We start from the raw sequence: 26,537 nt of genomic DNA, 5'->3' as shown, positions 1-26,537 counted from the left end.
CGCGACTGCGACCCGCACGGCACAGGGGGCGACCCGGATATCACCGGGCCGGATGACGACTGAGTGAACCCTGTTCGTTCGCTGCCTCTGCACTGGTTTTCAGTACACCCTCACGGGAATGAAGAACACCTGAATCAAGCGCCCCTCGCACGAGGGGAGTTGACGGTGGGGGAACGGGAAGGCAGGCCCCTTCGCGCGGCGTCGGGGCGACGTGATCTTCGCTAGGCGACGGACCGGCTGGACGGCGGGGCTCGGCATGCCCCCGTCCGGGCCGAGGGGGACAGTATGAGTGCTTCAACAGGCGTGTTCGTGCCCAAAGTCGTGGTGGCCATAGATTTCGGCACCCATGGATCCGGGTTCGCATGGGCGACCGTGTCGAATTTGCAGGACGTCACCAACAATCGCTACATCGCCTACCAGAACTTCGTGAAGCACGGGGGCAGCAGCTCCTATCCGAAGGATCTGACGGCGGTCCTGGCCGACGCGCAAGGGGTGGTAAGGGAGTTCGGCTTCGAGGCGCGCAGGCGCTGGCAGATCGAGCTGAATCAAAAGAATCCGAACAACTTCGGTTACGCGAGCCGATTCAAGATGGCACTGCGGGCGGGCGCCCCTTCCTCCGACGTGCCGCGCTTCCTCGGCAGCCTCGCCGGAGCGGACCGCCGGGTCGTGCGTGAACTGATCACCGCCTACCTCGGCAAGATGTACCGGACGGCGCTCCAGGAGATCGGCGCGACCGGCTACCGCGGCAGCGCCCTCGCCTACGAGGGCGACGACATCCGCTGGTGCATCACCGTTCCCGCGATCTGGAAGGACGCCGAGAAGCGCGCGATGCGTGACGCCGCGGAGGCGGCCGGCCTGCCCGCCGACGAGGAGCGGCTCCTGCTGGTGAGCGAGCCGGAGGCGGCCGCGGTGTACTGCGCGCTCACCTCGGGCACCCTGCTCGGGCCGGCCCGGCCGGAGGGGCGGCTCGACGTCTGGACGGCCGGCAGCAGGTTCATGGTCGTCGACTGCGGCGGCGGCACCGTCGACATCACCAGCTACCAGATCCGCGCGGAGGGCGTCGGCGACGACCGGCTGTCCGAGATCGGACTCGCCGACGGCGGAGCGCTCGGCTCGGCCTACATCAACCAGCACTTCGTCGACCGCGTCCTCGCCGACCGGTTCGGGGCCGGGCGGCTGAAGGAGCTCAAGGTCTCCCACTCCAAGGAGATCACCCTGCTGGAGGACCGCTGGGAGGAGTGGAAGGTCGGCCTGCACTCCGAGACGGCGCCCGGCGGCGCGCCCGTCATCACCACACCCTGCGACATAGAGATCCCGGGACGGCTGTGGGAGGCGCTGCCCCGCGCCACCCAGGAGCGGCTCCAGGACGAGGCCTACGGCGACCCCTACCACCTCGTGCTCACCCCGGCCGAGGTGGCCATGCTGCACGAGGCGGTGGTGGGCCCGGTCCTGGACACCATCGAACGCCAGCGGCGGCTGGTCGTCGGCGGCCCGGTGAAGGGCGTCGACCAGATCGTCATCGTCGGCGGCTTCGCCCGCTCCACCTATCTGCGCGACCGGATCGCCCACCGGTTCGGCGACGAGGTCAAGGTACTGATCCCCCAGGACCCGGCCGTCGCCGTCCTCGGCGGAGCCGTCCACTTCGCCTACGACCCCTCGGTGATCTGGGGCCGACGCTCGAAGTACACGTACGGCTACGCCTGTTCGAAGCTCTTCCGTGAAGGGGTCGATCCCGTGGAACGGCGCTTCGAAGACGAGGACGGCGACGTCATGTGCCGCGGCCGCGTCCATGTGGTGGTCAGGCGTGGTGAGCTGGTCGAGGCCGACGAACGCAGGACGTCCGCCATGAAGATCGCCCAACGCGACCTGCGCTCGTTCGACATCGGCCTCTACGCCACCTACAGCGACGAACCGCAGTACACCGACGAGCCGGGCTGCGAACGTCTGGGCACGGTGGCGGCGGATGTCTCCGGCTCGGTGCATCAGGACTCGTCCAAGCGACTCGTTGATGTGTACTACGCGTTCGGCGGCACGGAGATCTCGGTGGAGACCGAAGACCGCATCAGCGGGGTGCGCCGCAAGGCGGCCATCGCGTTCACCGAGCTGTACGGACGTCACGGCGGAGCGGGGAGCTGACCCATGCACGAAGACACGTACAGAGGCGGCCAGAGCGAGGACGAGACGAGCCTGTACCACGACAGGGGAGTCTGGCGAGGAGTCAAGGTGCCGTCATCGGCGAAGCGGGACAAGTACCAGAAGGACCTGGACGACTGGTTCCAGTGGCTGCGCGCGGAGCTGCAGGAGGACCTGAGGCAGCAGAGCCGGTTCCTCGTCGCCCAGACGCGCAACCGGGCCGACGGCCTGCGCCAGGCCCTGGACGCCCTGGCCGACCGGCTCGACGGGGTGGACCGCAAGCTCGACGGGGTGGACCGCAAGGTGGACCGGCTGCTGGACGCCCTGCGGGACCAGGGAGTGCGCAACGCCATCGACGACGGCCGGGCCACCTCGGACAAGCACCGCAGGCACCTCGAACTGGCCCAGAAATACCAGACGTTGGTCCGGCAGGACCTGCTCGTCCTCGGGCGCCTGCTCTGTCCGAAGGGGGAGGACGGCACGGACCTGACGCGCCGCCGCGCCCAGGTGGTCGCCCAGCTCGTGGAGCAGCTGTTCCATCCGCTCGACGAGCCCATGTCCAAGCAGTCCGACGACGTCCTCGGACGGCTGACGGAGCTCGGGCACGAGACCGAGGCGGCCCAGTTCCGGGGCCTGTTCGGCGCGGTGTTCCGCAAGGCCGCCGAACTGCGCGGCACCGTCGCCGGACTGCCGCTCACGGCCGAGCTGGACTTCGCGGTGGACGTGAGCGTCCTGCCCGCGGACGAGTACCAGGTGTGGAACCCCTCGCCGGGCGAGGGCATGGCCCCCGAGTTCCTGGTCGCGCCCGCGTACCGCGTCGGCGGCGAACGGCCGCAGCCCCTCAGCACCCCCTTCGTGTTCGTGGCACCGGCGGTCACGCCATGAAGAGACGAGCACTGAACCCGTCCGACGTCGCCGGCGGGGTCCCGCTGGTGGGCGACCGGCTCCTGCTCGAACTGCTCAACGACCTGCACACCGCCGACGACCTGGTCCGGGCCTCCGTGCGCGAGGGCTTCTTCGCCCGGCTCCTCGGCCAGGTCACCGGCCACCGGCGCCGCAGGGACCTCATCGTGAAGGGCTCCCTGGCCGGCGCCCAGCGCGACACCCTCTCCTGGGTGTCCAGCCTCACCGGACGCCTCGCGGTCACCGACCTCGCGGTCGCCGAGGTCGCCGACGAGGTCGGCCGGGTCGGCGGCCGGACCGAGGAGCTCGACGCGCGCCTGAAGGGGACGGAGAAAGGGGTAAGGGAACTCGCCTTCGTCGTGGCCGAGTTGGCCGAGCACGCCGGGAACACCTTCGGGCAGCACGACGAACGGCTGCGCAAGATCGAGAGCAGCCTGGCCATCGACAACGCGGTACGCCGATGGCGGCACCCGCATCCCGGATCGCGCCTCGGCTGGCTCTGCGCGGCGGTGCTGCTCGCCCGCGAGGTCGCCACCGGCCCCGCCGGGGAGCTCGCCGTCTCCAAGGGCGGCGGGCACATCGAGCGCGAACTGGTCGAGCGCATGTTCCAGGATCCGCCCACGCCGTGGTACCAGGGCGTGCGATCCGTCGTGGGCATGCTGGCCGAGGCGACCCGCGAACTGCCCAGCGAAGACCACCGGTTGATGGTGGCGGAACTGCTGGGCGAGGGCCTGCCGGACGGAACGACCTGTGGACGCGGCCCGTTGACCACCGCGCTCTGCGGCACGGCACTGGCCGCCGCGACGCCGGACGCGGACCACACGGCCGTCGCCCGGACGGCACTCGGACGAGCCGTCGGCAGCGGAAGCAGCTACGTCGCCGGCAGCCTGACCGCCGAGGAACTGCTCCGCCAGATCGTCAGGGAGCAGTTCGCGGAGGCGGCGACGCGACGCAGTCGGCTCCAGGCGGCCGAGGGCAACTCGTGACCGGGGAGAAGGAGTTCGCCCGGATCGGACGCCAGGCGCTGGCCGTCGCCCAGGGCCCGCGCACCCCCCGGCCCGCGCCGACCCCCGGCCCCGCCGACCGGACACCGCCGCCGCGCGAGCCGCACCAGCCCGTACGCATCGGCCTGGTGCTGGCGGGCGGCGGGGCCAAAGGGGCCTACGAACTGGGCGTCCTGGACTACATGGCGGAGCGGGGCGCCAAGGTGTCCGCGATCGCGGGCACCAGCATCGGCGCGCTCAACGGGGCCGTGCTGGCGAGCGCGGAGTCCTTCTTCCACGGCGTCGAGCGGCTCGCCGCCTTCTGGGAGCGCTTCACCACCCGCATGGGCGTCCTGCCGTCCGACAGCCTGGGGCTGCCGCTCGACGAGGCGGGCGTCGCCGTGGAGGGCACACCACGGCAGCTGCGGCGCCTGCTCCCGCGGCTGCTGGCGCTCAAGGAACGCACCGCCCTGCTCGAGGAGTTGATCGACGAGGCGGTCGACCCCGGACGCATCCGGGCCGGGCTGCCCGTCTGGGTCACCGCCTACCCCCTGATGGACCACCAGAGCGTCCCCGTGGAGCTGCGCCACCTGGTGGAGATCGTCCGCTGGGCGGGCGGGTCCCGCGCCAGCATCATCCGGCTGAACGACCTCGCGAACCACCAGGTCCGCGAAGCCGTGCTGGCGAGCGCCGCCCTGCCCTTCATCTTCCCGACGCGCGTGATCGACGGGTGCGCCTACCTCGACGGAGGGCTGGGCCGCGGGGACCGCACCCCGGTGCGCGCCTTCGCCTCGGCCGAGCACTGCGACATCCTCGTCGTCCTGCATCTGCACCCCGACGCCCCCGTGGCGCCGGGCGCGGCGACCGGGCTGCTGCGGGTCGACATCCGGCCCAGCGTGCCGGTCGTCCCACCCGGCCCCTTCGGCCCGCTGACCGGCCTGATGGACTTCTCCCCGGACCGGGTCGCCGCCCTGCGCGCCCTTGGCTACCGGGACGCGACCGTGCGCTTCGACGAGATCGAGCACCTGCTGTCCCACCGGGGCGCCCTCGACGAGGCCGAGGCCACGATGCTGGCCGCCGTACAGCGCCTCAAGGACGTTCCGTCCGCGCCGTGACCCGAGCGCCCCACCAAGGAGCCCCGTTGTCCGACCGCCTGCACGTCCTCACGGCCATCTACCAGTCCGACCGCGCCGACCGCTCCAGCACCCTCACCGTCAGCCTCGCGACGATGGGCGCCGCGGTCACCTACCTGGTCGGCACGATCGCGTTCTACGACAAGCTCGACCTGCTGGGCTGGGCGATCAGCCTGCTGCCCTTCCCGCTGGTGTGCGTGCTCGCCTTCCAGGCGCAGCTGGTCAACCTGGCCGGAGTGCGGGCGCGTTCCATCCTCACCCTCGAACAGGTGCTGCTGGACGCGGTGGAGCCCGCCACCGGCTCCACGCTCGACCGCACGGCCATCGGCGTCACGGCCAGCGAGCGGGCGCTGAACCTGCACACCGCCGTCCGCTGGCAGCGCGCCGCGATCCTCATCGCCTACGTCGGCGTGGGCCTGATCGACGTGCTGTACATCGTCCTGATGCTGATCAAGGCCGCCCCGTATCTCGACGGCTGGATCGCCGTCCCCGCGACCGCCTATGGGGTGCTGCTGGTCGTCATATCCCTCGCGTGGCAGCACAGCGTCGCCAATCTCGACCTCGGCGCGATCGGTGGCCCCTGAGGCGTCCTGTGGCGGGGCGCGGCGGGGCGCGGCGGACGCGTGTGACCCGCGCGGCGAAAGAGTTCCAAGTTTATTCCCGGTTCGATTGAACACTCCGGCGTGCCCTTGCGTATGGCATCCCAGGGGGAACTCATGACCGCGTAGACCAACGCGTAGGAGTACGAACGTGGGACGCAACACACGCAGACGCCCGACCGGTGCCAGGCGCGCGACTTTCGCAGCCGTCGCCCTGATGCTGGGCGGTGGAGGACTGGTGGCGGTGAATGTGTACGCCTCCGCCACGGGCGGCGACGCCGGTGAGACGACGAGCGCGTGGGGCGCCGCCACGATCGACTGCCCCGACGTGGGCGAACGGCTCACCTCGGTGCCGGACGCCGCACGGGAGGGAGTGGACAAGGAACTCGCCACACTGGACCAGCAGATCGCCGACGCCTATCGGCAACTCCAGGAGCAGAGCGGCGGTTCGGCACAGGGCTCGCCCGAGGACCTGATCCTCAAGCCCCTGACGGACCAGCGGTCGGAGACGATCGGGCGCATCGCCGGAGTGCTGGAGGGCGCGGGCGAACAGCCCGAGGACCTCGGATCGCTGGCGCCGTGCACCCTCGTCGAGGCCGAAGGCGCGCAGAACGGCGGTGCGGCGGACGGATCCGGCGAGCAGGCCGGGAACGACGGCCAGGCGGGCGACGCGGGTCAGGGCGACGGCGGCCAGGGCGGCATCGGCGGACAGGCCGGAAACGGTCCCGTCGCCGCGGACTACGCCGACATCACCACCGTCCAGCCCAACGTGGCCGACCCGCAGCAGTCGGACGGGGCTTCGCGCGGTACGTTCGCCAGCAGCTGCGGCGTCAACGCGCAGGGCCTGTTCAACTCGGACAACGTGATCGTCGCGCCCGGTGTCACCAACGGCGCCCATCACTTCCACGACTACATCGGCAACCAGGACAACGACGCCTTCGCGAGCGACGACGACCTCGCGGCCGCGGGCACCAGCTGCGTGGACCAGGGCGACAAGTCCTCCTACTACTGGCCGGTGCTGCGGCTCCAGAACGGCACCCAGGAACAGGACGCCCAGTCGCCCGGCGGCGGCATCGAGGGCAACGCCGGTGAGATCGTCACGCCGAAGGACGTCACGCTGAACTTCGTGGGCAGCCCGGTGAGCGAGGTCACCGCGATGCCGCGGCTGCTGCGCATCATCACCGGCGACGCCAAGTCCTTCGTGAACGGCCCCGGCAACGCCAACGCCTCCTGGAGCTGTACCGGCTTCGAGGACCGGCAGCTGAAGGACAAGTACCCGCTCTGCCCGTCCGGCAGCGACGTGGTGCGCACCTTCAAGTTCCAGAGCTGCTGGGACGGCCGCAACATCGACAGCGCCAACCACCGCACCCATGTGGCCTTCGCCGACGGCTCGGGCAACTGCCCCTCCGGCTTCCAGGCGATCCCGCAGCTGGTGCAGCGCATCGTCTACGACGTCGACGCGCCGAGCCTGAACGACGGCGGGCAGACGACGCCGTTGTTCGCGGTGGACTCCTTCCCCGAGCAGCTGCACAAGCCGCAGACCGACCACGGTGACTTCATCAACGTCTTCGACGAGGGCCTGATGGGCGAGATGGTCGCCTGCATCAACGAGGGCCGCCAGTGCGGCGCCGGTGCCGGAGGCGGCAACGGTGGCGGTGACGGCGGCGACAACGGCGGCGGCGACCAGCCGACGGCCGCTCCGGAGGACCCGGACGGCGGTGGCAACGGCGGCGCTGAGCCGCCGGCCGAACCGGGCGACGGCACCGAGGAACCGCCCGGCGGCGGTGCCGGTGACGGCGGCGACCCGACCGAGGCCCCGGCCGAGGAGCCTTCCGAGGCTCCCCGCGACGAGCCCACCGAGGCCCCGGCCGAGGAGCAGCCGCAGGCCCCCGGCGACGGGCAGCCCGAAGCCCCGGGCAACGAGCAGCCGCAGGCCCCCGGCAACGAGCAGCCCGACGCCCCCGGCGGTGACCAGGCCGAGGCCCCGAGCGTGGAGCCCAAGTCGGCGGGCACCCCGAGCGCGGCGGCCGCCCCGGCCACCACATCGCCGGAACCGGGTGCCCAGCCCGGCTACGACGACCAGGGCTCCGCGGACGGTCAGCAGGTGTCCGCTCCCCAGGGCGACCGCGGTCCGCTCGCCGACACTGGCGCCAACCTGTGGCCCGCCGCGGCCGGTTCGGCCCTGCTGATCGGCGGAGGTGTTCTCCTGCTGCGCACCAGGCGCGCCTCGATGCGCCGCTGACGCGTCCGGCCTCCCGGCAGCAGGCAGAACGCGATGTGCCCCGGTGCCCCCGCAGTGCGGGACACCGGGGCACATCCGTGTCCGGCGGCCCCTATCGCGTGGGGACTCCGCGTACACCCCATTGCAGAATCGTTCCCTCTTTGTGTGACAGATCCGCTGATGTGAGAACCTCGCGGGGGTCCTGCTCGTTGAGCGGCGCATGAACGACTTGGGTTCGTCCGGTGCGCTGCTGCGGGGCCGGCTGCTGGGCGCCTACTGGATCGACGAGGCCGCCGGGGACAACCGAGGCTGCGACTGCTGTCCGTCCGGCACACCGGGGCGACGGGCCGACACGGCCGTCCGGGTCTGGCTGACCGCCGTCGGCCTCCTGTGTGTGGCCGCCGCCGTCGTGATGGCCGTCATCGACTCGGCCGCGGCCTCCGCGGCGACCCCTGCGTGCCGTGCCGGCGTCGTCGCCGAGGCCCGCGCCCACCGGGCCGTGGCGCGGACGGCCGCCGGTGCGGACGAGGCCGCCCGCTGCGAGACGGCGGACGCGGCCGTGACCACCGGCGCGCGACGGCGCTGACCCGCTCTTCGGGAGAGTCTCTCCGGGAGAGTGAAGGGCACACGACCATCCGGACGCCGTACGCGTGGCGTGCGACCAGGTGCGGGGCGGCTGGTGTGCCCTGAGGGCCCAGGACGCGTCACCCGCGAAGGAGACACCCGGCATGCTCGGACAGACACAGGCGTTCAGCGGCTTCTCGGTCGACGACCTCGACCGGGCCCGCGGCTTCTACGGCGAGACGCTCGGCCTCGACGTCGAGGAGTCCGGGCAGGGCGAGATGCGGATGCTGACCCTCAAGCTCGGCAGCGGCGCGCGGGTCTTCGTCTACCCGAAGCTGAACCACGCCCCGGCGACCTTCACGATCCTCAACTTCCCCGTCGACGACATCGACGAGGCCGTGGGCCGACTGGAGGAACGCGGCGTCGCCCTCGAGCGCTACGAAGGTTTCGAACACGACGCCAGGGGTGTCGTCCGCGGTGCCGGGGGCGACGGCCCGGCCGCCATCGCCTGGTTCACGGACCCCGCCGGGAACGTTCTCTCCCTGATCCAGGAGAACTGACCCCCGCTGCCGGGAGGTCGAGCCGCCTGGCGGGGCCGGGCCGACGCCCGGCCCACGGAGGAGCGGCTCCGGCGTACGCGACGCCCGTGCCCCGGAGCCGCGCGCACCACCCGCTCGCGCGCGTCCTTCGGCGCGGGCGGACCCACCGGGCCGCCTCCGGGGTGCCGCCCGACCCCTCGCCGGCCACGGCGAACTCGCCGACGGGACCGCCCCCCGGCACCCGCGAGACCGCTCCCGGCACCCGCGAGACCGCTCCCGGCGCCCGCGAGACCGCTCCCGGCGCCCACGGGACCGCTCCCCGGCGCCCACGGGACCGCTCCCCGGCGACGGCGGCCTCACCCTGGACGTCACCGCCGGTCAGAGCGTCGCCGGGCCTCTCCCGAACCCCGTTCCGGACCGCTCCCGAACCCCGTTCCGGACCGCTCCCGAACCGCCTCCCGAACCCCGTTCCGGACCGCTCCCGAACCGCCTCGCGAACCCCGCTCCGGCCCCCCGGCGCGGCGCGCCCCGCACCACCGTGACCGGCACCTCACGCCCCGCCTCGTGACCGCCGCAAGGATTCGGCCGTTGAGCCCGAGGCGGAGAACGGAGGCGAGGGACGAGCCACCGGTTCTTCGCGAAGAGGACGGAACCCGCTCCGAACGGCGCGTTCCTCCTTATCGTGGACACGCACAGCGACTGCGGGGCCGAGGTGGGCGGTATGCACAATCCGGAGATCGACTACGAGGCGGTCTTCCGCGCCCTCCCCGGCATGGTCGCCCTGCTCACCCCCGACCTGGTGTACGCCGACGTCAACGAGGACTTCGTCCGGCAGTCCGACCGCACCCGGGAACAGCTCATCGGCCGGTACATCTTCGACGTCTTCCCCGAGAACACCGAGGACCCCGCCGCGGCCGGCGGCATGCGGGACGTCGAGGCGTCGATGAACCGGGTGGTGGCGACGGGGGAGCGCGACACGATGGCGCTCCAGCGCTACGACATCGCCGATCCGGTGCTGGCCGGACGCTGGCGGGAGCGCTACTGGAGCCCCGTCAACGCGCCGGTGCTCGGGCCCGACGGACAGGTTTCGCTCATCGCGCACCGGGTGGAGGACGTCACCGAGCTGATCCGGGCCCGCGGCGGTACGGGCGACAACGGACGGGCCAGGGTCCTGGAGGCCGAGCTGTACACCCGGGCCCGTGAGCTGCAGGAGGTCAACGAGCGGCTGCGCCGGGCGCACGACCGCGAGCGCGAGGTCGCCCTGCGGCTCCAGGAGGCGATGATGCCCCCGCCCGGGCCCGCGGGGCACCACCGTGCCGCCGTGCGCTACCGGCCCGCCGTCCGTGACCTCAATGTGTGCGGCGACTGGTACGACCTGGTCGATCTGCCCGGCGACCGGATGGCCGTGGCCGTCGGGGACGTGGTCGGGCACGGACTCGCGGCGGCCTGCGCGATGGGCCAGCTGCGCAGCGCGCTGAGCGCGGCCACCCGGATCGCCGGCGGCCCGGCGCAGGCGCTGGACGCGGTGGAGGTGTACGCGCGTTCCGTCGACGGGGCCCTGTCGACGACGGTGGCGACGGTGTTCATCGACTGGGAGGACCACAGCCTCGTCCACAGCAGTGCCGGGCACCCGCCGCCGGTGCTGCTCGACGCCGACGGCACGGTGATCCTCCTCGACGACGCGACGGACCCGCCCCTCGGAGCCCGCCCGGAACCGCTGGCCCGGCCCCAGGCGCGGGTGCCCTTCAGCCCGGGCGCGCTCCTGCTGCTGTACACCGACGGGCTGATCGAGCGCCGGGGCGAGGACATCGACGACGGGCTCACCCGGCTGACCAAGACCCTGGTCCGGCGGCGGAGCGACGACTGCGAGGCCCTGGCCGACGCGCTCCTCGCGGACCTGCTCCCCGCCGAGGGCAGCACCGACGACACGGCCCTGGTGGTGATCCGCCTGTGAGGACGGCGCGAGAACGCGCCAGGCGGTCGGTGGCTGCTCGCGCCCGCGCGGCGAAGCCGCCCGCTCCCCTTGAGGGGGAGTGCCCTGCCGACCTCCTGAGGGAGGCACGCCCTGCTTTGGAGGCGCGGGGCACTGCACGATCTTTTAGGGGCGCGGGGAACTGCGCGACCAGCCGCCCACGGCCCGCAGGCGCCAGCCCGTCGCAATACGCACGCCTTCGGGGGGCGCGGGGAACTGCGCGACCAGCCACCCACGGCCCACAGGCGCCAGCCCGTCGCAGCGCGTGCTTTCGGGGGTGCGGGGAACTGCGCGAGCAACCGCCCACGGCCCGCAGGCGCCAGCCGGTCGCAATACGCACGCCTTCGGGGGCGCGGGGAACTGCGCGACCAGCCACTCGGCAGGCCGGGCCCCGGCCCCGCCCCGGCGTCGGAGCCGGAGCCGGGCGCTGACGAAGCGGAGCCCGGGGCGTGCGGCAGGCCGGCGCATCCACGCCCAGGCCGCCGGCCCGCGGCGGACTGGTGCGCCCGGCGGGCTCCCGTGACCTTCGCGCCGGTCGGGATCCCCGATCTGGGCGAGAAGCTGATCAACCACTTCCTGCCGCTGATCACCGACCAGGGCGACGCCGTCGACTGGCGCACCGACCGGCTCGAGGGAGTTCCCGCCACCTCCGACTGCGCGACGCCGGACGGCTGATCGCGGACACGCCCGAGGGGCGCGAGCACATCGCGTGCTCGCGCCCCTCGGAACGGCCGGGGTGGTCAGGCGGCCTCGCCGAGCCACAGGTCGGGGCCGAAGACCTCGTAGTGGATGTCGGCGGCCGGCACACCCCGGCGCAGCAGCTCGCCGCGTACGGCGCGCATGAAGGGCAGCGGCCCGCACAGGTAGGCGACCACGCCCTCGGGCAGCGGCACCTCGTCCAGGTCGGCCTGTCCGAGCCGGGCCCCCTCGGGCAGTTCGCCCTCGCCCTCGCTCTCGTACCACAGGTGCAGCGCGGCACCCGGCAGCGCCTTCGCGAGCGTGTGCTGCTGGGCGCGGTGGGCATGGTCGGCGGGCGTGCGGTCGGCGTGCACCACGGTGACCGGGCGGGTGGCGCCGGTGGCGGCGAGGTGGTCGAGCATGGAGAGCATCGGCGTGGTGCCGATCCCGGCCGAGGCCAGCAGCAGCGGGGTGTCGCCCGTCGGCAGCACCAGGTCGCCGAAGGGGGCGGAGACGCTGAGCTCGTCACCGGGCAGGGCGTGGGCGTGCAGCCAGGCCGAGACCTCGCCCTCCGGCCCCTCGCCGCCGCGGACGCGCTTGACCGTGATGCGCCAGTCCGAGCCGCCGGGCGCGGCGGAGAGGCTGTACTGGCGGATCTGCCGCGCGCCGTCCGGGAGTTCGACCTGCACGCTGACGTACTGGCCGGGCTTGAAGGCGCCGGCGGGGGTGCCGTCGGGGCGGCGCAGGACCAGCGAGACGGCGTCGGGCGTCTCCTCGTGGCGCTCCGCGACCACCATGGGCCGCCAGCTCGCGCCCTCGGGTACGCCCGCGTCCCGGTACAGGCCGGCCTCGATGGCGATCAGGGCGTTCGCCATCAGCCAGTAGACCTCGTCCCAGGCGGCGGCGACCTCGGGGGTGACGGCCTCGCCGAGGACCTCGACGATCGCCGCGAACAGGTGCTCGTGCACGATCTTGTACTGCTCGGAGGTGACGCCGAGGGCGGCGTGCTTGTGGGCGATGCGGGACAGCATCGCGTCGGGCCGGGTCTCCGGGTGCTCCAGCAGCGCGGTCGCGAACGCGGCGATGGAGCCCGCCAGGGCCTGCCGCTGCTCGCCGTTGGCCTGGTTGCCGCGGTTGAACACGTCGCGCAGCAGCTCGGGGTGGGCCGCGAACAGCCGCGAGTAGAAGCGGCCGGTGATCTCGCCGATGGCGGCCCCGACGACGGGGAGGGTGGCGCGGACGACCGGCGCGGACTGCTCGGACAGCATGGAGACTCCCTTAATTGGTATTTGATCTTCGTATTTTCGGGCGCGCGTCATCGCGGTACGGCGTGCTGCTGTGAACGGACGGTTCAGTCGGGACGGCTGCTCAGGCCGATGAGGACCGGCCCGGTCGGCGGACCCACGAGATCGCCGACGGTCAGGGGGTCGAGGGTGGCGTAGAAGGCCTGCTGGGCGGTGCGCAGCGCACCCCGCAGCCGGCAGGCGCCCCGCAGCGGACAGGGCGGATCTCCCTCGCAGGCCACCACATCCCCCTCACCCTCCAACTCCCTCACCAGCCAGCCGATCGACGCCCGCCGCCCGAACGGGGTGAGGTCCAGTCCGCCGCCCCGTCCACGACGTGCCTCGACCACCCCGAGCTGCCGCAGCCGGCTGACCACCTTCGCCATGTGGGCGTACGGCACGGCGACGGCCTCGGCCACCTCCCGGGTGGTGGGGGAGTCGCCCTCCTCGCAGACCGCGAGCCGCATCACGGCCCGCAGCGCCAGGTCGGAGAACTTCGTCAACCGCATGTCTGTGACGCTACCAAATGCTCATCTGCGATTCGCATTTGAAAGGGGCGAAACGGTGGTGGAGAACCTCACAGGCCCCGCGGCCGACATGGGGCCGAACGGCCCTGGACACGAGCCGGACCCGACAGCGCGTCACCGGGGCCCCGGCACCCCCTGACCCGACCGGTCACGTCCCGGACGGGCACGCACCCCGCGCGCCGGGTACGTGTAGGGCAGGACGCCGCCCCGGCGCCCTCACGACAGGGAGGCACCACCCATGCGACTGCTGCCGGAGCTCGGCCCCGTGCGCGACCGGGTCGGCGAGGCGATCTTCTCCCGGGTGGCCGGACCCGAGGGCCCGGCGAACCGCGCCCGCATCCACGGCTCGCCGGGACCCCGCTGGTTCGGCCCCGACCGGCCGGTGCGCCGGGTGCACGGGGACGCCTCGATGTTCACCGGCGGACTGGCCGCCCTGCTCCTGCAGTCGCTGCACCCGCTGGCCATGGCCGCCGTGGCGGGACACTCCGGTTTCCGCGGCGACCCCTGGGGGCGGCTGCAACGGACCAGCACCTTCCTCGCCGTCACCACCTACGGCCCCGCCGACAGCGCCCAGGAGGCCTGCGACCGGGTGCGTGCCGTGCACGACACCGTGCGCGGCACGGCGGCCGACGGCCGCTCCTACGCGGCGGCCGACCCGCACCTGCTGTGCTGGGTGCACATCGCGGAGGTCGACTGCTTCCTGCGCGCCCACCAGCGCTACGGCGCCCATCCGCTGGACGCCGCGGGCTGCGACGGCTACGTCGCCGACATGGCCCGCATCGCCACCGCCCTCGGCGTCCCCGACCCGCCGGCCGACCGCGCCGGACTCGACCGGCGGCTGGCCGAGTACCGGGACGAGCTGCGGGCCACACCCGAGGCCCGCGACACCGCCCGCTTCCTGCTGCTGCGGCCGCCCGTGCCGCTGCTCGCCCGGCTGCCGTACGCCGTGGTCGCCGCCAACGCCGTCTCCCTGCTGCCCGAATGGGCCTCGCGCGAGCTGCGGCTGCCCCGGGTCACCGTCGCCGAGGACCTGTGCGTGCGGCCGCTCGGCACGGCCGTGACCGCCGGGATCCGCTGGGCGATGGCACCCTCCCGCGCCCGCGTCCAGGCGGGCGGCGTCCGGCCGTGACACCGCGCCGGACGAGTGCGCCCGTCCGGCGGGCGATCTTGCGACCGAGGTCCCAGAATGACCGTGTCGGCGTACCCTCGGACGTCCCCTGAGCCGCTCCCGGCCGGGGAGGCCCCCCTCGGGTGGGCTGTCGGCCCGAGCCGGAGGGATGGACAGCGATGGCGGACGACAGGACCGGTCCACCCTCCGATCCTGGTCCGCCGGACGAGGGGCGCGGGCAACGCCCGCTCCGCGGCACGGCCCTGACCCGGCTGAACGCCGTCCCCGGAGTCCGGGCCGCCAGGACCTACCGGCGGGAATGGCTCACCAAGGACGTGGTCGCGGGCGTCGTCCTCACCACCCTGCTCGTCCCGCAGGGCATGGCCTACGCCGAACTGGCCGGACTGCCGCCCATCACCGGCCTGTACACCACCATCCTCTGTCTGCTCGGGTACGCGGTGTGCGGGCCGTCCCGCATCCTCGTCCTCGGCCCGGACTCCTCGCTCGGGCCGATGATCGCCGCGACCGTGCTGCCCCTGGTGGCCGCCGACGGCGACCCCGGCCGGGCGGTCGCCCTGGCCTCCATGCTCTCGATCATGGTCGCGGGGATCATGATCCTGGCCTCGGTGGCGAAGCTCGGCTTCATCGCCGACCTGATCTCCAAGCCGACGATGATCGGCTACATGAACGGCCTGGCCCTCACCATCCTGATCGGCCAGCTGCCCAAGCTGCTCGGCTTCAAGGTCGACGCCGACAATCTCGTGGGGGAGTGCGTCGGGCTGGTGCAGGAGATCGCCGACGGGGCGGTGGTGCCGGCCGCGGCCGCCGTGGGCATCACCGGGATCGTGCTGGTCCTGCTGCTCCAGCGGGTCGTGCCCAAGGTGCCCGCCGTGCTCGTCATGGTGGTCCTGGCCATCGCCGCCGTCACGGTCTTCGACCTCGGTGAGCACGGCGTCAGCCTGGTCGGCGAACTGCCCGAGGGCTTCCCGCCGTTCACCCTGCCCGAGGTCCGTGCCTCCGATCTCGCCCCGCTCATCGGCGGGGCGCTCGGCATCGCCCTGGTCTCCCTGGCCGACACGATCTCCAACGCGTCCGCCTTCGCAGCCCGCACCGGCCAGGAGGTCCGCGGCAACCAGGAGATGATGGGCGTGGGCGTCGCCAACCTGGCCGCGGGCCTCTTCCAGGGCTTCCCCGTCAGCACCAGCGGCTCCCGCACGGCGGTGGCGGAACGCGCGGGCGCCAGGAGCCAGCTCACCGGAGTCGTCGGCGCCGCGCTGATCGTCCTCATGCTGCTGCTCGTGCCGGGCATGTTCCGCAATCTGCCCCAGCCCGCCCTGGCCGCCGTCGTGATCACCGCCTCGCTCTCGCTCGCCGACGTGGCGGGCAGCGTACGGCTGTGGCGCCAGCGCCGCACGGAGTGCCTGCTGTCGGTCACCGCCTTCCTCGGTGTGGCCCTGCTGGGCGTGCTGCCGGGCATCGCCATCGCCGTCGGCCTGTCCGTGCTCAACGTCTTCCGCCGCGCCTGGTGGCCGTACGCGGCCGTCCTCGGGCGGGTGCCGGACCTGGAGGGCTTTCACGACGTACGGTCCTATCCGCGGGCCGAGCGGCTGCCCGGGCTGGTGATCTACCGCTTCGACGGTCCGCTGTTCTTCGCCAACGCCAAGACCTTCCGCGACGAGGTGCGGCGGCTCGCCCGTACCGAGCCCCGGCCCGAGTGGATCGTCGTCGCGGCCGAGCCGATGACGGACGTGGACACCACCGCCGCCGACGTGCTGGAGGAACTCGACGAGGCCCTCAACGCCGACCACGTCCATCTGGTCTTCGCCGAGCTGAAGGACCCCGTCCGGCGCAAGATCGAGGCGTACGAGCTCACCCGCACCATCGACCCGCGGCACTTCTTCCCGACGGTGGAGAGCGCCGTGGCCGAGTTCCGCCGGCGCACCGGGGCCGAGTGGACGCAGGCCGGTCCCGGGCAGGCGCCACCGGCCGGGGACGGGCGGTGAGCGGGGCGGGCCCCCGCGTCAGCCGGCCGGCCCCGACACCCCGGCGTCGGTGACCCGGCCGTCGCGCACCTCGGCGATCCGGTCGGCCGCGCCGAGATGGGCGGGGTCGTGCGTGACCAGGACGGTGGCGGTGCCCCGCTCGCGGGTGAGGCGGCCGATGAGCCCGACGACGGCGGCGCCGCGTTCGTGGTCGAGGGCGCTGGTGGGCTCGTCGACCAGGAGCACGGCGGGGTCGTTCATCAGGGCCCGCGCGATGTTGACGCGCTGGCGCTGCCCGCCGGAGAGCTGGTGGGGGCGGCGGTGCGCCTGGCCGGCGAGCCCCACCGCGTCGAGGAGGTCCCTGGCCCGGCCGCGCGCCCGGGAGGCGGAGCGGCCGTCGATGTGCGCCATCACCTGGAGCTGCTCGACGGCGGTGAGGGAGGTCAGCAGGTTCGGCTGCTGGAAGACGATGCCGATCCGGTGTCGGCGCAGCTCGGTGAGCTCGGCGCGGGTCAGGCCCGTCGTGTCCGTGCCGTCGACGGTGACCCTCCCGGCGTCGGGGGTGACGAGGGTGGCGGCGACCGCCAGCAGACTGGACTTGCCGGAGCCGGACGGGCCGGCGACGACGGTCAGGGTGCCCGCGGGGACGTCCAGACAGACCTGGTCGAGGGCGGTGATCCGGCCGTCGCCGTCGGGGTAGGTGAGGACGACGTCGGTCAGCTTCAGGCTCATCGGGCGCTCCCCAGCGCGGTCAGCGGGTCCACGGACGTGACACGGCGGACGGACAGGGCGGCCCCGAGTGCCCCGAGCAGGATCATCACGGCGGCCGGAACGAGCAGGGCCGAGGGCGTGAGTACGAACGGCACCGAGGACCCGGACAGCGCGGCACCGATCGCGGCGGCGAGCGCGGTGCCCGCCGCGGTACCGCCGGTGAGCAGGACCAGCGCCTGCCCCAGGGCGTCCTTCAGCAGGTGGGAGGTGCTCGCGCCGAGTGCCTTGAGCACGGCGGTGTCGGCGCCGCGCTGCAGGGTCCAGACGGTGAAGAAGGCCCCGACGACCAGCGCCGAGATCGCGAACAGGAAGCCGCGCATCAGCTGGAGCGAGCCGTTCTCGGAGGCGTACGACCCGATCGCGGTCAGGGAGTCGTCCCTGGAGACCGTCCGAGTGCCGGCCGCCCGGTCGACGGCGGTGAGGTCGGTGTCCGCGCCGGTGCGCAGGGCGATCACGGTCGCGACCGTGCCGGAGCGGGCCCCGGCCGCGGGTGCCGTCCGCTGCCAGACGGCGAGACTCGTCCAGACGACCGGGGTGTGACTGAAGGAGGCGTCGCCGCGCACGGCCGTCACGGTCAACCGCTGCCCGGCCAGGTCGAAGGTGTCACCGGGCCGCAGGCCGAGGTGGTCGGCGGCCGTGGCCGACAGCACGGCGGCAGGCCCCTTCAGCGTCGCGCTGTCCGGAGCGAGCGGGGAGCCCGGCCGGACGCCGAGGACGGACACCGCGGCGCGGCGCCCGTCCGCGCTCGCACGCGTCGTGCCGATGCCCAGCGGTTCGGCCGCGCGGACCCCCGGCGCGGCCGCCCAGCGCCGCCACTGCTCCTCGGTGACGGTGGAGTCGGAGTAGGACGGGTCCCGGCCCTCTCCGGGTGCGCCGAACGCTATCCGGTCGGCGGGCAGGCCGGTGATCGCGGAGACGTTCTGCCGGCCCAGCCCGGCGGTCAGTCCCGACAACAGCCCGACCAGCAGGGCGATCAGCACGATGACGGCTCCCATCAGGGCGAAACGCCCCTTGGCGAACCTCAGATCTCTCCAGGCGACGAACACGGCCTCGGCCTCGTCCTCTCCGGTGGCGGCGGCATGACGACTCCACCGTCCCCGCCGCGGCTCCGTGCGCGCATCTGGCGGGGGAGGGGACTCCTCGCATCACAAGGCCGCACCCGGGTTCCAACTTTCGATGGAGGCGGCCCGGCGCCCGGCTTCCTTACAGTGGAAGGACTGTGAACGCATCCACCCCCGTCCTGACCCCGACCGCCCGTGCCCTGGCCTGGTGCCTGCACCTGCTGACCGCCGGGCTGCTCGCCCTGGCGGGCGGCCGGGCCGTCGCCGACGGGCGGCCGTACGCCGCGGCCGTCGTCGCCGTCGCGGCGGCCTGCGCCCTGGCCTACGCGGCCGGACCGCTGCTGCCCCGCCTCCACCGCTCCCCGCGTGCCGCCCTGTGGTGGCTCGCCGCCGTGGTCGCGCCCTGGCTGGTCCTGCTCGGGCTCACCGCCGACGCGGTGTGGGTGGCCTTCCCGCTGTACTTCCTCCAGCTCCACCTCCTGCGCCCGCGCGCCGCGCTGCCCGCCGTGGCCGCGACCGCCCTCGCGGCGATCACCGCGTACGCCGTCCACCAGGGTTCCTTCGGCCCGGCCATGGCCATCGGGCCCGCGCTCGGCGCCGCCGTCGCGGTGGCCGTGACGTGGGGGTACGAGGCCCTGTACCGGGAGAGCGAACGCCGCAGGCGGCTCATCGAGGAGCTCACCGCCACCCGCGCCGAACTGGCCCGCGCCGAGCACACCGCGGGTGTCCTGGCCGAGCGCGAGCGGCTGGCCGGCGAGATCCACGACACCCTCGCCCAGGGCCTGTCCAGCATCCAGCTCCTGCTGCGCGCCGCCGAGCGCGCCCTGCCCGCCAGGCCCGGCACCGCCGCCCGCCATGTGACGGCCGCGCGGCAGGCCGCCGTGGACAACCTCGCCGAGGCTCGCCGCTTCGTCGCCGCCCTCACCCCGCCCGCCCTGGACGGCGGCACCCTCGCCGACGCGCTGGAACGCCTGTGCGCGACCACCAGCGACCGGCACCGGCTCGCCGCCCGCTTCGAACTCACCGGCGACCCCGCCGCCCTGCCGACCGCGCACGAGGTGGCCCTGCTGCGCGTCGCCCAGTCAGCCCTGGCCAACACCGTCCGCCACGCCGACGCCGACTCCAGCGAGATCACCCTGCGCTACGTCGGCGACCAGGTCACCCTGGGCGTCGTCGACGACGGCGCGGGCTTCGACCCCGACGCGCTGTCCGGCCCCGACGCCGAGAGCGGCGGCTTCGGTCTCACCGCCATGCGCGCCCGTATGCACGCGCTCGGCGGCACCCTGACCGTCGCCTCGGCCCCCGGGCGGGGCACCACCCTGTCCGCCCGGCTGCCGCTGACCGCGCCCCGGGCGAGCGAACACGAGGCCCGCGCATGACCGCCACCTCCATCGGCCTCCTGCTGGCCGACGACCACCCGGTGGTCCGCGCCGGGCTGCGTGCCGTGCTGGAGACCGAGCCCGGCATCGTCGTCGTGGCCGAGGCCGCCACCGCCGAGGACGCCGTGGCCCGCGCCGCCGAGGGGGACATCGACGTGGTGCTGATGGACCTGCGGTTCGGCGGGGGCATGAACGGCGCCGAGGCGACCGCCCTGATCACCGCCCGGCCGGGCGCTCCCCGGGTCGTGATCGTCACCACCTACGACTCCGACGCCGACACCCTGCCCGCCATCGAGGCCGGCGCGACGGGCTACCTCCTGAAGGACGCCCCGCCCGAGGAACTGGCCGCCGCCGTACGCACCGCCGCGGCTGGCCGCACCGCCCTCGCCCCCTCGGTCGCCGAGCGGCTCCTGAACCGGCTGCGCACCCCCGGCGCCGCCCTGACCCGCCGGGAGACCGAGGTCCTCACCCTGGTCGCCGAGGGCCTGTCCAACCAGGCCGTCGGACAGCGCCTCCACCTGACCGAGGGCACGGTCAAGTCCCATCTCGCCCGCGTCTACACCAAGCTCGGCGTCGACTCCCGCACCGCAGCCGTCGCCACGGCCACGAACCTCGGGCTCATCCGCCGCTGACGGGCGGTTCGCGGAGGGGCACGGGTCCCTCGTCGCCAAGGGGCGGGCGCGGCCTCACGCCCCACCCTCCTCACCCCCGAGAATCACCCGCCCCGCCGCGAACAGGCGCGCACACCGCCGCGCCATCGCCTCGGGGGACTCGTCCGGACGGCTGATCCACCAGCGGACCAGGGCCGTGGCCAGGCCCCGCCAGGCGTAGGCGAGCGCGTCGGCGTCGAGCGGGTCGTCGGCCCCGGCCTTGTGCAGCAGTTCGGCGGAGCCGATCGCGGCGAGCTCGTCGATGGCGCCGCGAAAGTCGGCGGCGCGCTCGGCTGCCTCGCCGCCGGGCGGCAGCGAGGGGTCGTAGAGGACGAACCAGGCCTCCCGCTGCCCCTCCAGGGCGGTGAACAGGCCGTGCAGCACCCGCAGCGGTGTGGGCCGCGACGCCGTGCCGGGTTCGGCCATCGCGGTGCGTACGGCGCCCAGCAGCCGTTCGCCGACCGGCTCCAGACAGGCCAGGTAGAGGTCCTGCTTGCTGCCGAAGTACTGGTGGACCAGGGCCTTGGTGACGTCCACGCGGGCGGCGACGGCCGCCACGGTGGTTGCCTCGTAGCCGTGGCGGCCGAACTCCTCGACGGCCGCGGCGAGGATCTGCCGTTCTCGGTCGGCCCTCGGCACGCCCTTGGTGCCGGCCCTGGGGTGAGGCGTTGTCATGGAAGTGAATTTACCCTACGGTAATTTACCGCTGGGTTAATTACCGTGACCAGGCAGGGAGCACCGCTCATGCTCAAGACGGCGACCGACACCGGCAGCAACCGCACCCGCTCCTGGTGGGGCTGGGGCTACGCCGACGCCCACCCCGACGACGCCGAGTGCGCCGCGCTCGGCGCCCTGCTCCCGGGCACCCTCGCCCGCCCGCTGCCCATACCCAGGGTGGCCGACCTGTCCGTGGGCCGCCCCGGTGCGACACCCCCGGCCTCCCTGGCGCACCTGGTGACCGACGACCCCGCGGCGCGTGCCGCCCATGCCATGGGCCGCGCGTACCGCGACGTCATCAGGGCCCTGCGCGGCACGCCCCGCCGCATCCCCGACCTGGTCGCCCGCCCGGCCGGTGACCAGGACGTCGCCGACCTGCTGGACTGGGCGGGCGGGCACGGCGTCGCCGTGATCCCCTTCGGCGGCGGCTCCTCCGTGGTCGGCGGGGTGGAGTACCGCGGCGACGCCCACCGCGCCGTGCTCTCGCTGGACCTGACCGCGATGGACCGCGTCCTGGAGATCGACACGCGCGGCCGCGCCGCCCGTATCCAGGCCGGTGCCCTCGGCCCGGTGCTGGAGGCCCAGCTGCGGCCGCACGGCCTCACACTGCGGCACTTCCCGCAGAGCTTCGAGTTCTCCACGCTCGGCGGCTGGCTGGCCACCCGGGCGGGCGGCCACTACGCCACGGTCCACACCCACATCGACGACTTCGTCCAGTCCCTGCGGGTGGTCGCGCCCGCCGCGACGGGCGCCTCCTGGCGGCTGCCCGCCTCTGGCGCCGGACCCTCGCCCGACCGGCTGTTCCTGGGCTCCGAGGGCGCGCTGGGTGTGATCACCGAGGCGTGGATGCGCCTTCAGGAACGCCCCCGGTTCAAGGCCTCCGCGTCCGTGGCCTACGGCGACTTCGGGGCCGCCCTGGAGGCGGTCCGCGCCCTGGCCCAGTCCGATCTGGCCCCGGCCAACTGCCGTCTGCTCGACCCCGGCGAGGCCATGCTGTCCGGTGCCGCCAGGGACGGCTCCTCCGTGCTGGTCCTCGGCTTCGAGTCGGCCACCGCGCCCGTCGACGGCCGTCTCGCGACGGCCCTGGACCTGGCCCTCGCGCACGGCGGCCGGGCCGACACGCCGGCGTCGGGCGGTGACGCCCCGGCCGACGCCGCCGTCACCGCCTGGCGCTCGGCGTTCCTGCGCATGCCCTATCTGCGCGACGGTCTCGCCCGCATGGGTGCCGTCGTCGACACCTTCGAGACCGCGGCCGGCTGGGACACGGTCCCCGCCCTGATCGACGCCGTCCGTACCGAGGTGGGCGCGGCCGCCACCAAGGCCACCGGGCACACGGCGACCGTCAACTGCCGGCTGACCCACGTCTACCCGGACGGCGCCGCCCCCTACTTCACCGTGGCCGTCGCGGGCCGTCCCGGTGACGAGGCCGCGGTCTGGGACGACATCAAGGCCGTCGCGGCGGACGTGCTGCACCGCCACCGCGCCACCATCACCCACCACCACGCCGTCGGCCGCGACCACCGCCCCGGCTACGACCTCCAGCGCCCGGAGCCCTTCGCCCTGGCCCTGCGCGCCGCGAAGGACGCGCTCGACCCGCACGGCGTCCTCAACCCCGGGGTCCTGCTCGGCTGACGGGGCCGGTCGCGGGCCGTCGGCCGAGCGGCCGAAGGCCCGCTCTCGGTGGGCCCCCGGCCCTGCGGCCTCTGCGGCGTCAGGTGCGTGCTCCGAGGGGCCATCCGCACCGCCGGTCGCGGCGCCCCTGGACCGGCCTGGACACCACCGTCACCTTCGGCCCGACCGGCCAGGGCCTCACCGGCAGCGTCCCGCACCACCTCGACGGCCCCGTCGGCCACGCCGAACAGATCCTCACGGTCCGCCCGCCGCACCAGGGTCGAAGGGCCGGGGCCGGTCATGGCGGGTATCCGGTGGTACGGCGTTAGGGTCGCGGCATGACCGACAACACCCTTCGCTCCGTCACCGTCGAGCGCACCGGCACCGGCCGCTTCGTGGCCACGAACGCCCGCGGCGGCACCGTCGCCTTCGGCAGTTCCTCCGACCCCGACGCGGAGACCGAGTTCACGCCGGTCGAGCTGCTGCTGGCCGCGCTGGCCGGCTGCAGCGCCGTGGACGTGGACGTGGCCACCGGGCGGCACGCCGAGCCGGACCGGTTCACCATCGCGGCGAGCGGCCACAAGATCAGCGACGACCTCGGCAACCGGCTCACCGACCTCCGGGTCACCTTCTCCGTGTCCTTCCCCGACGGCGAGGGCGCCGAGCGGGCCCGGGCGATCCTGCCCAGGGCCGTGAAGACCTCCCACGACCGGCTGTGCACGGTCAGCCGGACCGTGGAGACGGGTACGCCCGTCACCGTCACGGTCGAGGAGGGCTGAGCACCGCCGCGCCCCCTGACCGGAACCCGCGCTCAGTGAGGGTCGGGCGGCGGGGACGGCAGCGAGGTCAGGCCCGGGGCCGGTTCGGGCCAGACCAGCAGCACGGGGCACGGGGCGTGATCGACGACGAAGCGGCCCGCCCGGCCGAGGCTGTGCGGGCCCAGATGGGTGTGGTCGCCGTCGCGGGCCAGGATCAGCAGATCGGCGTGCTGCGCGGCGGTCACGACCTCGTGCTCGACGCGCCCGGTGCGCTCGGTGAGGGTGCAGGGGCGGCCGAGCCGGTCGGCCGCCGCCTGGAGGAGCTGCCGGGCGGAGGTGGCGGCGAGGTGCTCCATGCGGGTGCCCGGGTCGCGCTCGGGGTGACCGCGGCCGAGGAGCCCCGCGAAGGCGCCGTGTGCCGCGCCCGGCACGTCCGCCGGGGTGACGTGGAGCAGGACGATGTCGGCGTCCCCCGGCACCTGGGTGAGTGCGGCGTCCACACAGGCGGGCCAGGTGCCCTCGACGATCCAGACGACCACGGGCATGGAGTCAGCCTCCTCCGAACACGGCGAGTGAGGCCCACAGTGCCAGTACCGCCGCGCCGAGGCTCGCCGGAACGGCGTACAGCCCCAGCAGGGTGAACTCCTTCAACTCCACCTCGCCGTCGTGCGCGTGCACGATCCGCCGCCACAGCAGCGTGGCCAGCGACCCGGCGTAGGTGAGGTTCGGCCCGATGTTCACCCCGAGCAGCACCGCCAGCACCGCGCCCGGTCCGGACGGAGCCGTGAGCGGCAGCAGCACCAGCACCGCGGGCAGATTGTTGATCAGGTTGGCCAGTACGGCGGCCAGCGCGGCGATCCCCAGCCGCGCGGGTAGCCCGGTGCCGTCGGGGACGACCCGGCCCAGCGCCGTGTCGAGCCCGTTGTCGACGACCGCGCGCACCACGACGCCCAGCGCCAGAACGAACGCCAGGAACGGCACCGAGGCCGAGGCCAGCAGTGCCTTCGGGCCGGTACGGCGCCGGGCCAGCGCGCGCACCGCCCGGCCGCACGGGCCGGTCCCTCGTCCGCCGGCCCGGGTTCGCCGCCCGCGATCCGGGTCAGGTCGGCCGCCAGCGACTCCAGCCACGCCACGGTCGCGAAGTACGGGCGGGGCGCGCCCGGCGGCTCCGCGAGGAACTCCGTGCGGTCCGGGGTGGCCTGGGGCGGCGGCGCGGTCGGGGTGTCCGCGCCGGGGTCCAGCGACGCCGAGACCAGCAGCATCCGCGCCGCCACCCGGTCCCCGAGCCGGGACAGCGAGTCGGCCGCCGGGTGCGACAGCCCGGCCGGGGATGGCTCCAGCAGACGTTCGGAGCCCCACAGCGTGTGGTGACCGGCGATGAGGGTCGCCTGCCAGTCCACCCGCGCGGCCGCGGCCCGCCGGCCGGTGCCGGGCGAGGCCGTACCGTGCGCGGTGCCGCCGAAGTGGTTCGGTTCGGTCTGGAACTGCGCGTAGGCCGACTCCGCGAGGATCAGCGTGCGATGCAGCGACCGGTGACCGGGCGCGCCGGACGGCAGGGCCACCGCCCCGCCACCGGTCAGCGACGCCCCGGTCGCCACCACCACCTCGGCCGCCCTGCGCAGGAGCTCGGCACCCGCGTGCCGCAGCTCGTCGTGCGCGCCGCGCGGCCAGGCCAGCACACCGAAGACCGCGCCGATCGCACTCCCGACCAGCACGTCGAGCACCCGCACCTCCGCCAGCTCCCAGGTGGCGGGCGCCAGTTGCGCGAACACCAGCGACACCAGCACGGTGAACAGCCCCTGGGCCCAGCCGACGCCGCGCACCGGCCCGACGGTGAAGGCGAACAGCATCCACAGCGGCAGCGCCACGGCGTAGAACGAGGTGTCGGTGCCGACCAGGGTCAGTGTCACCGCCGTCAGCAGTGCCCCGGCCAGGGTGCCCGCCAGGGCGAGGCGGATGGTCTGCCAGGTCGCGTCCAGGGTGGTCCGGGTGAGCGTGAGCGTCGCCAGCATCGCCCAGAAGCCGTGCGGCAGCGTGTCCACACCGGCGACGAGCCGGGCCGCCGTGAGGGCCAGCGCGATGCGCACCGCGTTCTGGAAGAGCACCGAACGGCTCCCCGCGTGGCCGCGGACCCGGTGCCACCACAGGACCGGCGCAGGGACCGAGGCGTACCAGAACCGTTCCGCGGACACCTCCACCGCGGCACGCCGGCCCCGGACCGCCCGGTCGGCCGCCGCGCCCAGGGTCAGCGCGGCATCGGCGATCTCCAGCACGGCGGCGTGCTCGCGCAGCACGGCGGGCGGGAAGCCGGAGCTTCGGGCGCGGGCCGTACCGCCCGCGGACAGGTCCGAGAGACGGTCGTGCGCCACCGTCAGCGCCTCGTAGGCTGCCGTCGGCGACGGCCCCGCCCGCAGACAGTCCGTGCTCGCCCCGGCCAGCTCCGCCACCGCGCCCAGCACGGCGGTCACCTCGCGCTCCGGCGCGCGGGGCGGGGCGGGCAGCCGCGCGAGACGGTTGAGCAGGGTCCTGGTGGCGAGGCCGGTGTGCGCGAGGGCGCGATGGCGGACGCCGGGCCCGGCGGGGCGTTCCGCCTCGGGCACCTTCAGCGCCCGCAGCGTCGACGAGGCATCCAGCGCCCCTCGCCGGTCCGCGCCGGGCAGCACGTACGGCGCCTCGGCGAGCAGTCGCGCGCAGCGCCCGGCGGTCAGCGCGGCACGGGCCGCCCGTTCCCGGTACGGCACGGGGGAGGGCTCGGGGAAGAGCAGCGCCTCGGTGGCGGCCAGGAGCACCAGCCCGGTCGTCGTACCGATCAGCCGGTCGTCGAGCGAACCGGGATCGTACGGCGGGAAGGACGGCAGGATGTACAGCAGCTGCAGGCCGGGCGCCACCCCGGCCGGACGCGGACCGCCCACGGCGGCGAACGCCAGCGCGAAGCCGACCACCAGCATGCCGGCGACGGCACTCC

22 protein-coding genes and 3 pseudogenes are annotated in these 26,537 nt (G+C 74.1%); 17 read left to right on the top strand and 8 right to left on the bottom strand.

Annotation, left to right across the window (positions count from 1 at the left end; translation table 11 throughout):
- The first annotated feature begins 285 nt into the window (after positions 1 to 285).
- The 10 genes from ACFYR0_RS24300 to ACFYR0_RS24255 all read left to right on the top strand — a co-directional run bounded on the left by ACFYR0_RS24300 (position 286) and on the right by ACFYR0_RS24255 (position 11,722).
- On the top strand, positions 286 to 2,136 hold the full coding sequence (locus tag ACFYR0_RS24300) for an Hsp70 family protein (protein ID WP_389331738.1): 1,851 nt from the start codon (positions 286 to 288) through the stop codon (positions 2,134 to 2,136).
- A 3-nt stretch (positions 2,137 to 2,139) separates the two neighbouring features.
- Positions 2,140 to 3,018 (top strand): hypothetical protein, encoded by an 879-nt coding sequence (locus tag ACFYR0_RS24295; RefSeq protein ID WP_389331735.1) that lies wholly within the window; start codon positions 2,140 to 2,142, stop codon positions 3,016 to 3,018.
- The gene (locus tag ACFYR0_RS24290; protein ID WP_389331732.1) at positions 3,015 to 4,022 is read left to right on the top strand and encodes a diguanylate cyclase regulator RdcB family protein; all 1,008 of its coding nucleotides are present in this window, start codon (positions 3,015 to 3,017) and stop codon (positions 4,020 to 4,022) included. The genes ACFYR0_RS24295 and ACFYR0_RS24290 overlap by 4 nt, the downstream gene beginning before the upstream one ends.
- A complete protein-coding gene (locus ACFYR0_RS24285; RefSeq protein ID WP_389331729.1) occupies positions 4,019 to 5,134 on the top strand; it encodes a patatin-like phospholipase family protein in 1,116 nt (371 codons plus the stop codon). Before ACFYR0_RS24290 ends, ACFYR0_RS24285 begins: the two co-directional genes overlap by 4 nt.
- A 26-nt stretch (positions 5,135 to 5,160) precedes the next feature.
- A complete protein-coding gene (locus tag ACFYR0_RS24280; protein ID WP_389331726.1) occupies positions 5,161 to 5,736 on the top strand; it encodes a hypothetical protein in 576 nt (191 codons plus the stop codon).
- 232 nt (positions 5,737 to 5,968) lie between these two features.
- Positions 5,969 to 7,993, top strand: a complete 2,025-nt coding sequence (locus ACFYR0_RS24275) for a DUF1996 domain-containing protein (RefSeq protein WP_389331851.1) — start codon at positions 5,969 to 5,971, stop codon at positions 7,991 to 7,993.
- A gap of 199 nt (positions 7,994 to 8,192) precedes the next feature.
- Positions 8,193 to 8,558, top strand: a complete 366-nt coding sequence (locus ACFYR0_RS24270; RefSeq protein ID WP_389331723.1) for a hypothetical protein — start codon at positions 8,193 to 8,195, stop codon at positions 8,556 to 8,558.
- A 142-nt stretch (positions 8,559 to 8,700) separates the two neighbouring features.
- A complete protein-coding gene (locus tag ACFYR0_RS24265) occupies positions 8,701 to 9,096 on the top strand; it encodes a VOC family protein (protein ID WP_389331720.1) in 396 nt (131 codons plus the stop codon).
- A 700-nt stretch (positions 9,097 to 9,796) separates the two neighbouring features.
- Positions 9,797 to 11,029, top strand: a complete 1,233-nt coding sequence (locus ACFYR0_RS24260) for a PP2C family protein-serine/threonine phosphatase (protein WP_389331848.1) — start codon at positions 9,797 to 9,799, stop codon at positions 11,027 to 11,029.
- A 537-nt stretch (positions 11,030 to 11,566) separates the two neighbouring features.
- Positions 11,567 to 11,722 carry a hypothetical protein gene (locus ACFYR0_RS24255; protein WP_389331717.1) on the top strand — a complete coding sequence of 52 codons (156 nt, stop codon included), beginning with the start codon at positions 11,567 to 11,569 and terminating at the stop codon, positions 11,720 to 11,722.
- 65 nt (positions 11,723 to 11,787) lie between these two features.
- Here ACFYR0_RS24255 and ACFYR0_RS24250 read toward each other — a convergent pair whose 3' ends face one another.
- Together ACFYR0_RS24250 and ACFYR0_RS24245 are read right to left on the bottom strand one after the other, a co-directional pair.
- Positions 11,788 to 12,993 carry a globin domain-containing protein gene (locus tag ACFYR0_RS24250; protein ID WP_389331714.1) on the bottom strand — a complete coding sequence of 402 codons (1,206 nt, stop codon included), beginning with the start codon at positions 12,991 to 12,993 and terminating at the stop codon, positions 11,788 to 11,790.
- Positions 12,994 to 13,076: 83 nt separating this feature from the next.
- Complete coding sequence (locus ACFYR0_RS24245) at positions 13,077 to 13,517, bottom strand: RrF2 family transcriptional regulator (RefSeq protein ID WP_389331711.1); 441 nt, start codon at positions 13,515 to 13,517, stop codon at positions 13,077 to 13,079.
- Positions 13,518 to 13,773: 256 nt separating this feature from the next.
- Here ACFYR0_RS24245 and ACFYR0_RS24240 point away from each other — a divergent pair, with 256 nt between their 5' ends.
- Together ACFYR0_RS24240 and ACFYR0_RS24235 are read left to right on the top strand one after the other, a co-directional pair.
- Positions 13,774 to 14,664, top strand: a complete 891-nt coding sequence (locus ACFYR0_RS24240; RefSeq protein ID WP_389331708.1) for an oxygenase MpaB family protein — start codon at positions 13,774 to 13,776, stop codon at positions 14,662 to 14,664.
- A gap of 158 nt (positions 14,665 to 14,822) precedes the next feature.
- Positions 14,823 to 16,646: a SulP family inorganic anion transporter gene (locus tag ACFYR0_RS24235; protein WP_389331705.1), complete on the top strand. Its 1,824-nt coding sequence runs from the start codon at positions 14,823 to 14,825 to the stop codon at positions 16,644 to 16,646.
- Between the two features lie 18 nt (positions 16,647 to 16,664).
- Here the strand turns inward: ACFYR0_RS24235 and ACFYR0_RS24230 are convergent, their stop codons facing one another.
- The gene (locus ACFYR0_RS24230) at positions 16,665 to 17,357 is read right to left on the bottom strand and encodes an ABC transporter ATP-binding protein (RefSeq protein WP_389331702.1); all 693 of its coding nucleotides are present in this window, start codon (positions 17,355 to 17,357) and stop codon (positions 16,665 to 16,667) included.
- Positions 17,354 to 18,442, bottom strand: a complete 1,089-nt coding sequence (locus tag ACFYR0_RS24225) for an ABC transporter permease (protein ID WP_389331699.1) — start codon at positions 18,440 to 18,442, stop codon at positions 17,354 to 17,356. The genes ACFYR0_RS24230 and ACFYR0_RS24225 overlap by 4 nt, the downstream gene beginning before the upstream one ends.
- A gap of 173 nt (positions 18,443 to 18,615) precedes the next feature.
- Between ACFYR0_RS24225 and ACFYR0_RS24220 the strand changes: the two genes are divergently transcribed.
- Both ACFYR0_RS24220 and ACFYR0_RS24215 read left to right on the top strand, forming a co-directional pair.
- The gene (locus ACFYR0_RS24220) at positions 18,616 to 19,836 is read left to right on the top strand and encodes a sensor histidine kinase (RefSeq protein ID WP_389331696.1); all 1,221 of its coding nucleotides are present in this window, start codon (positions 18,616 to 18,618) and stop codon (positions 19,834 to 19,836) included.
- Entirely contained in the window at positions 19,833 to 20,468 is a 636-nt protein-coding gene (locus tag ACFYR0_RS24215; protein WP_389331693.1) for a response regulator, read from the top strand. Before ACFYR0_RS24220 ends, ACFYR0_RS24215 begins: the two co-directional genes overlap by 4 nt.
- 54 nt (positions 20,469 to 20,522) lie before the next feature.
- Here the strand turns inward: ACFYR0_RS24215 and ACFYR0_RS24210 are convergent, their stop codons facing one another.
- Entirely contained in the window at positions 20,523 to 21,161 is a 639-nt protein-coding gene (locus ACFYR0_RS24210; protein ID WP_389331690.1) for a TetR/AcrR family transcriptional regulator, read from the bottom strand.
- A gap of 69 nt (positions 21,162 to 21,230) precedes the next feature.
- Here ACFYR0_RS24210 and ACFYR0_RS24205 point away from each other — a divergent pair, with 69 nt between their 5' ends.
- From ACFYR0_RS24205 to ACFYR0_RS24195, 3 genes and pseudogenes are all read left to right on the top strand, one after another.
- Positions 21,231 to 22,835 carry an FAD-binding oxidoreductase gene (locus ACFYR0_RS24205; RefSeq protein WP_389331687.1) on the top strand — a complete coding sequence of 535 codons (1,605 nt, stop codon included), beginning with the start codon at positions 21,231 to 21,233 and terminating at the stop codon, positions 22,833 to 22,835.
- 101 nt (positions 22,836 to 22,936) lie between these two features.
- Positions 22,937 to 23,143, top strand: a pseudogene (locus ACFYR0_RS24200) (hypothetical protein); the annotation flags it as partial.
- A gap of 9 nt (positions 23,144 to 23,152) precedes the next feature.
- Entirely contained in the window at positions 23,153 to 23,593 is a 441-nt protein-coding gene (locus ACFYR0_RS24195) for an OsmC family protein (protein WP_389331684.1), read from the top strand.
- A gap of 32 nt (positions 23,594 to 23,625) precedes the next feature.
- On the opposite strand, the gene ACFYR0_RS24190 is transcribed toward ACFYR0_RS24195, so the two are convergent.
- The 3 genes and pseudogenes from ACFYR0_RS24190 to ACFYR0_RS24180 all read right to left on the bottom strand — a co-directional run.
- Positions 23,626 to 24,117, bottom strand: coding sequence for a universal stress protein (locus tag ACFYR0_RS24190; protein WP_389331681.1), 492 nt, complete (start codon positions 24,115 to 24,117; stop codon positions 23,626 to 23,628).
- 4 nt (positions 24,118 to 24,121) lie between these two features.
- Positions 24,122 to 24,619, bottom strand: a pseudogene (locus ACFYR0_RS24185) (ArsB/NhaD family transporter); the annotation flags it as partial.
- Between the two features lie 647 nt (positions 24,620 to 25,266).
- A pseudogene (locus ACFYR0_RS24180) lies at positions 25,267 to 26,520 on the bottom strand (FUSC family protein); the annotation flags it as partial.
- Between the last annotated feature and the right edge of the window lie 17 nt (positions 26,521 to 26,537).

Origin of the sequence: Streptomyces sp. NPDC005017, from assembly GCF_042873115.1 — a bacterium.
Lineage (GTDB): Bacteria > Actinomycetota > Actinomycetes > Streptomycetales > Streptomycetaceae > Streptomyces.
This window is presented reverse-complemented; position numbering and strand designations above follow the sequence as displayed.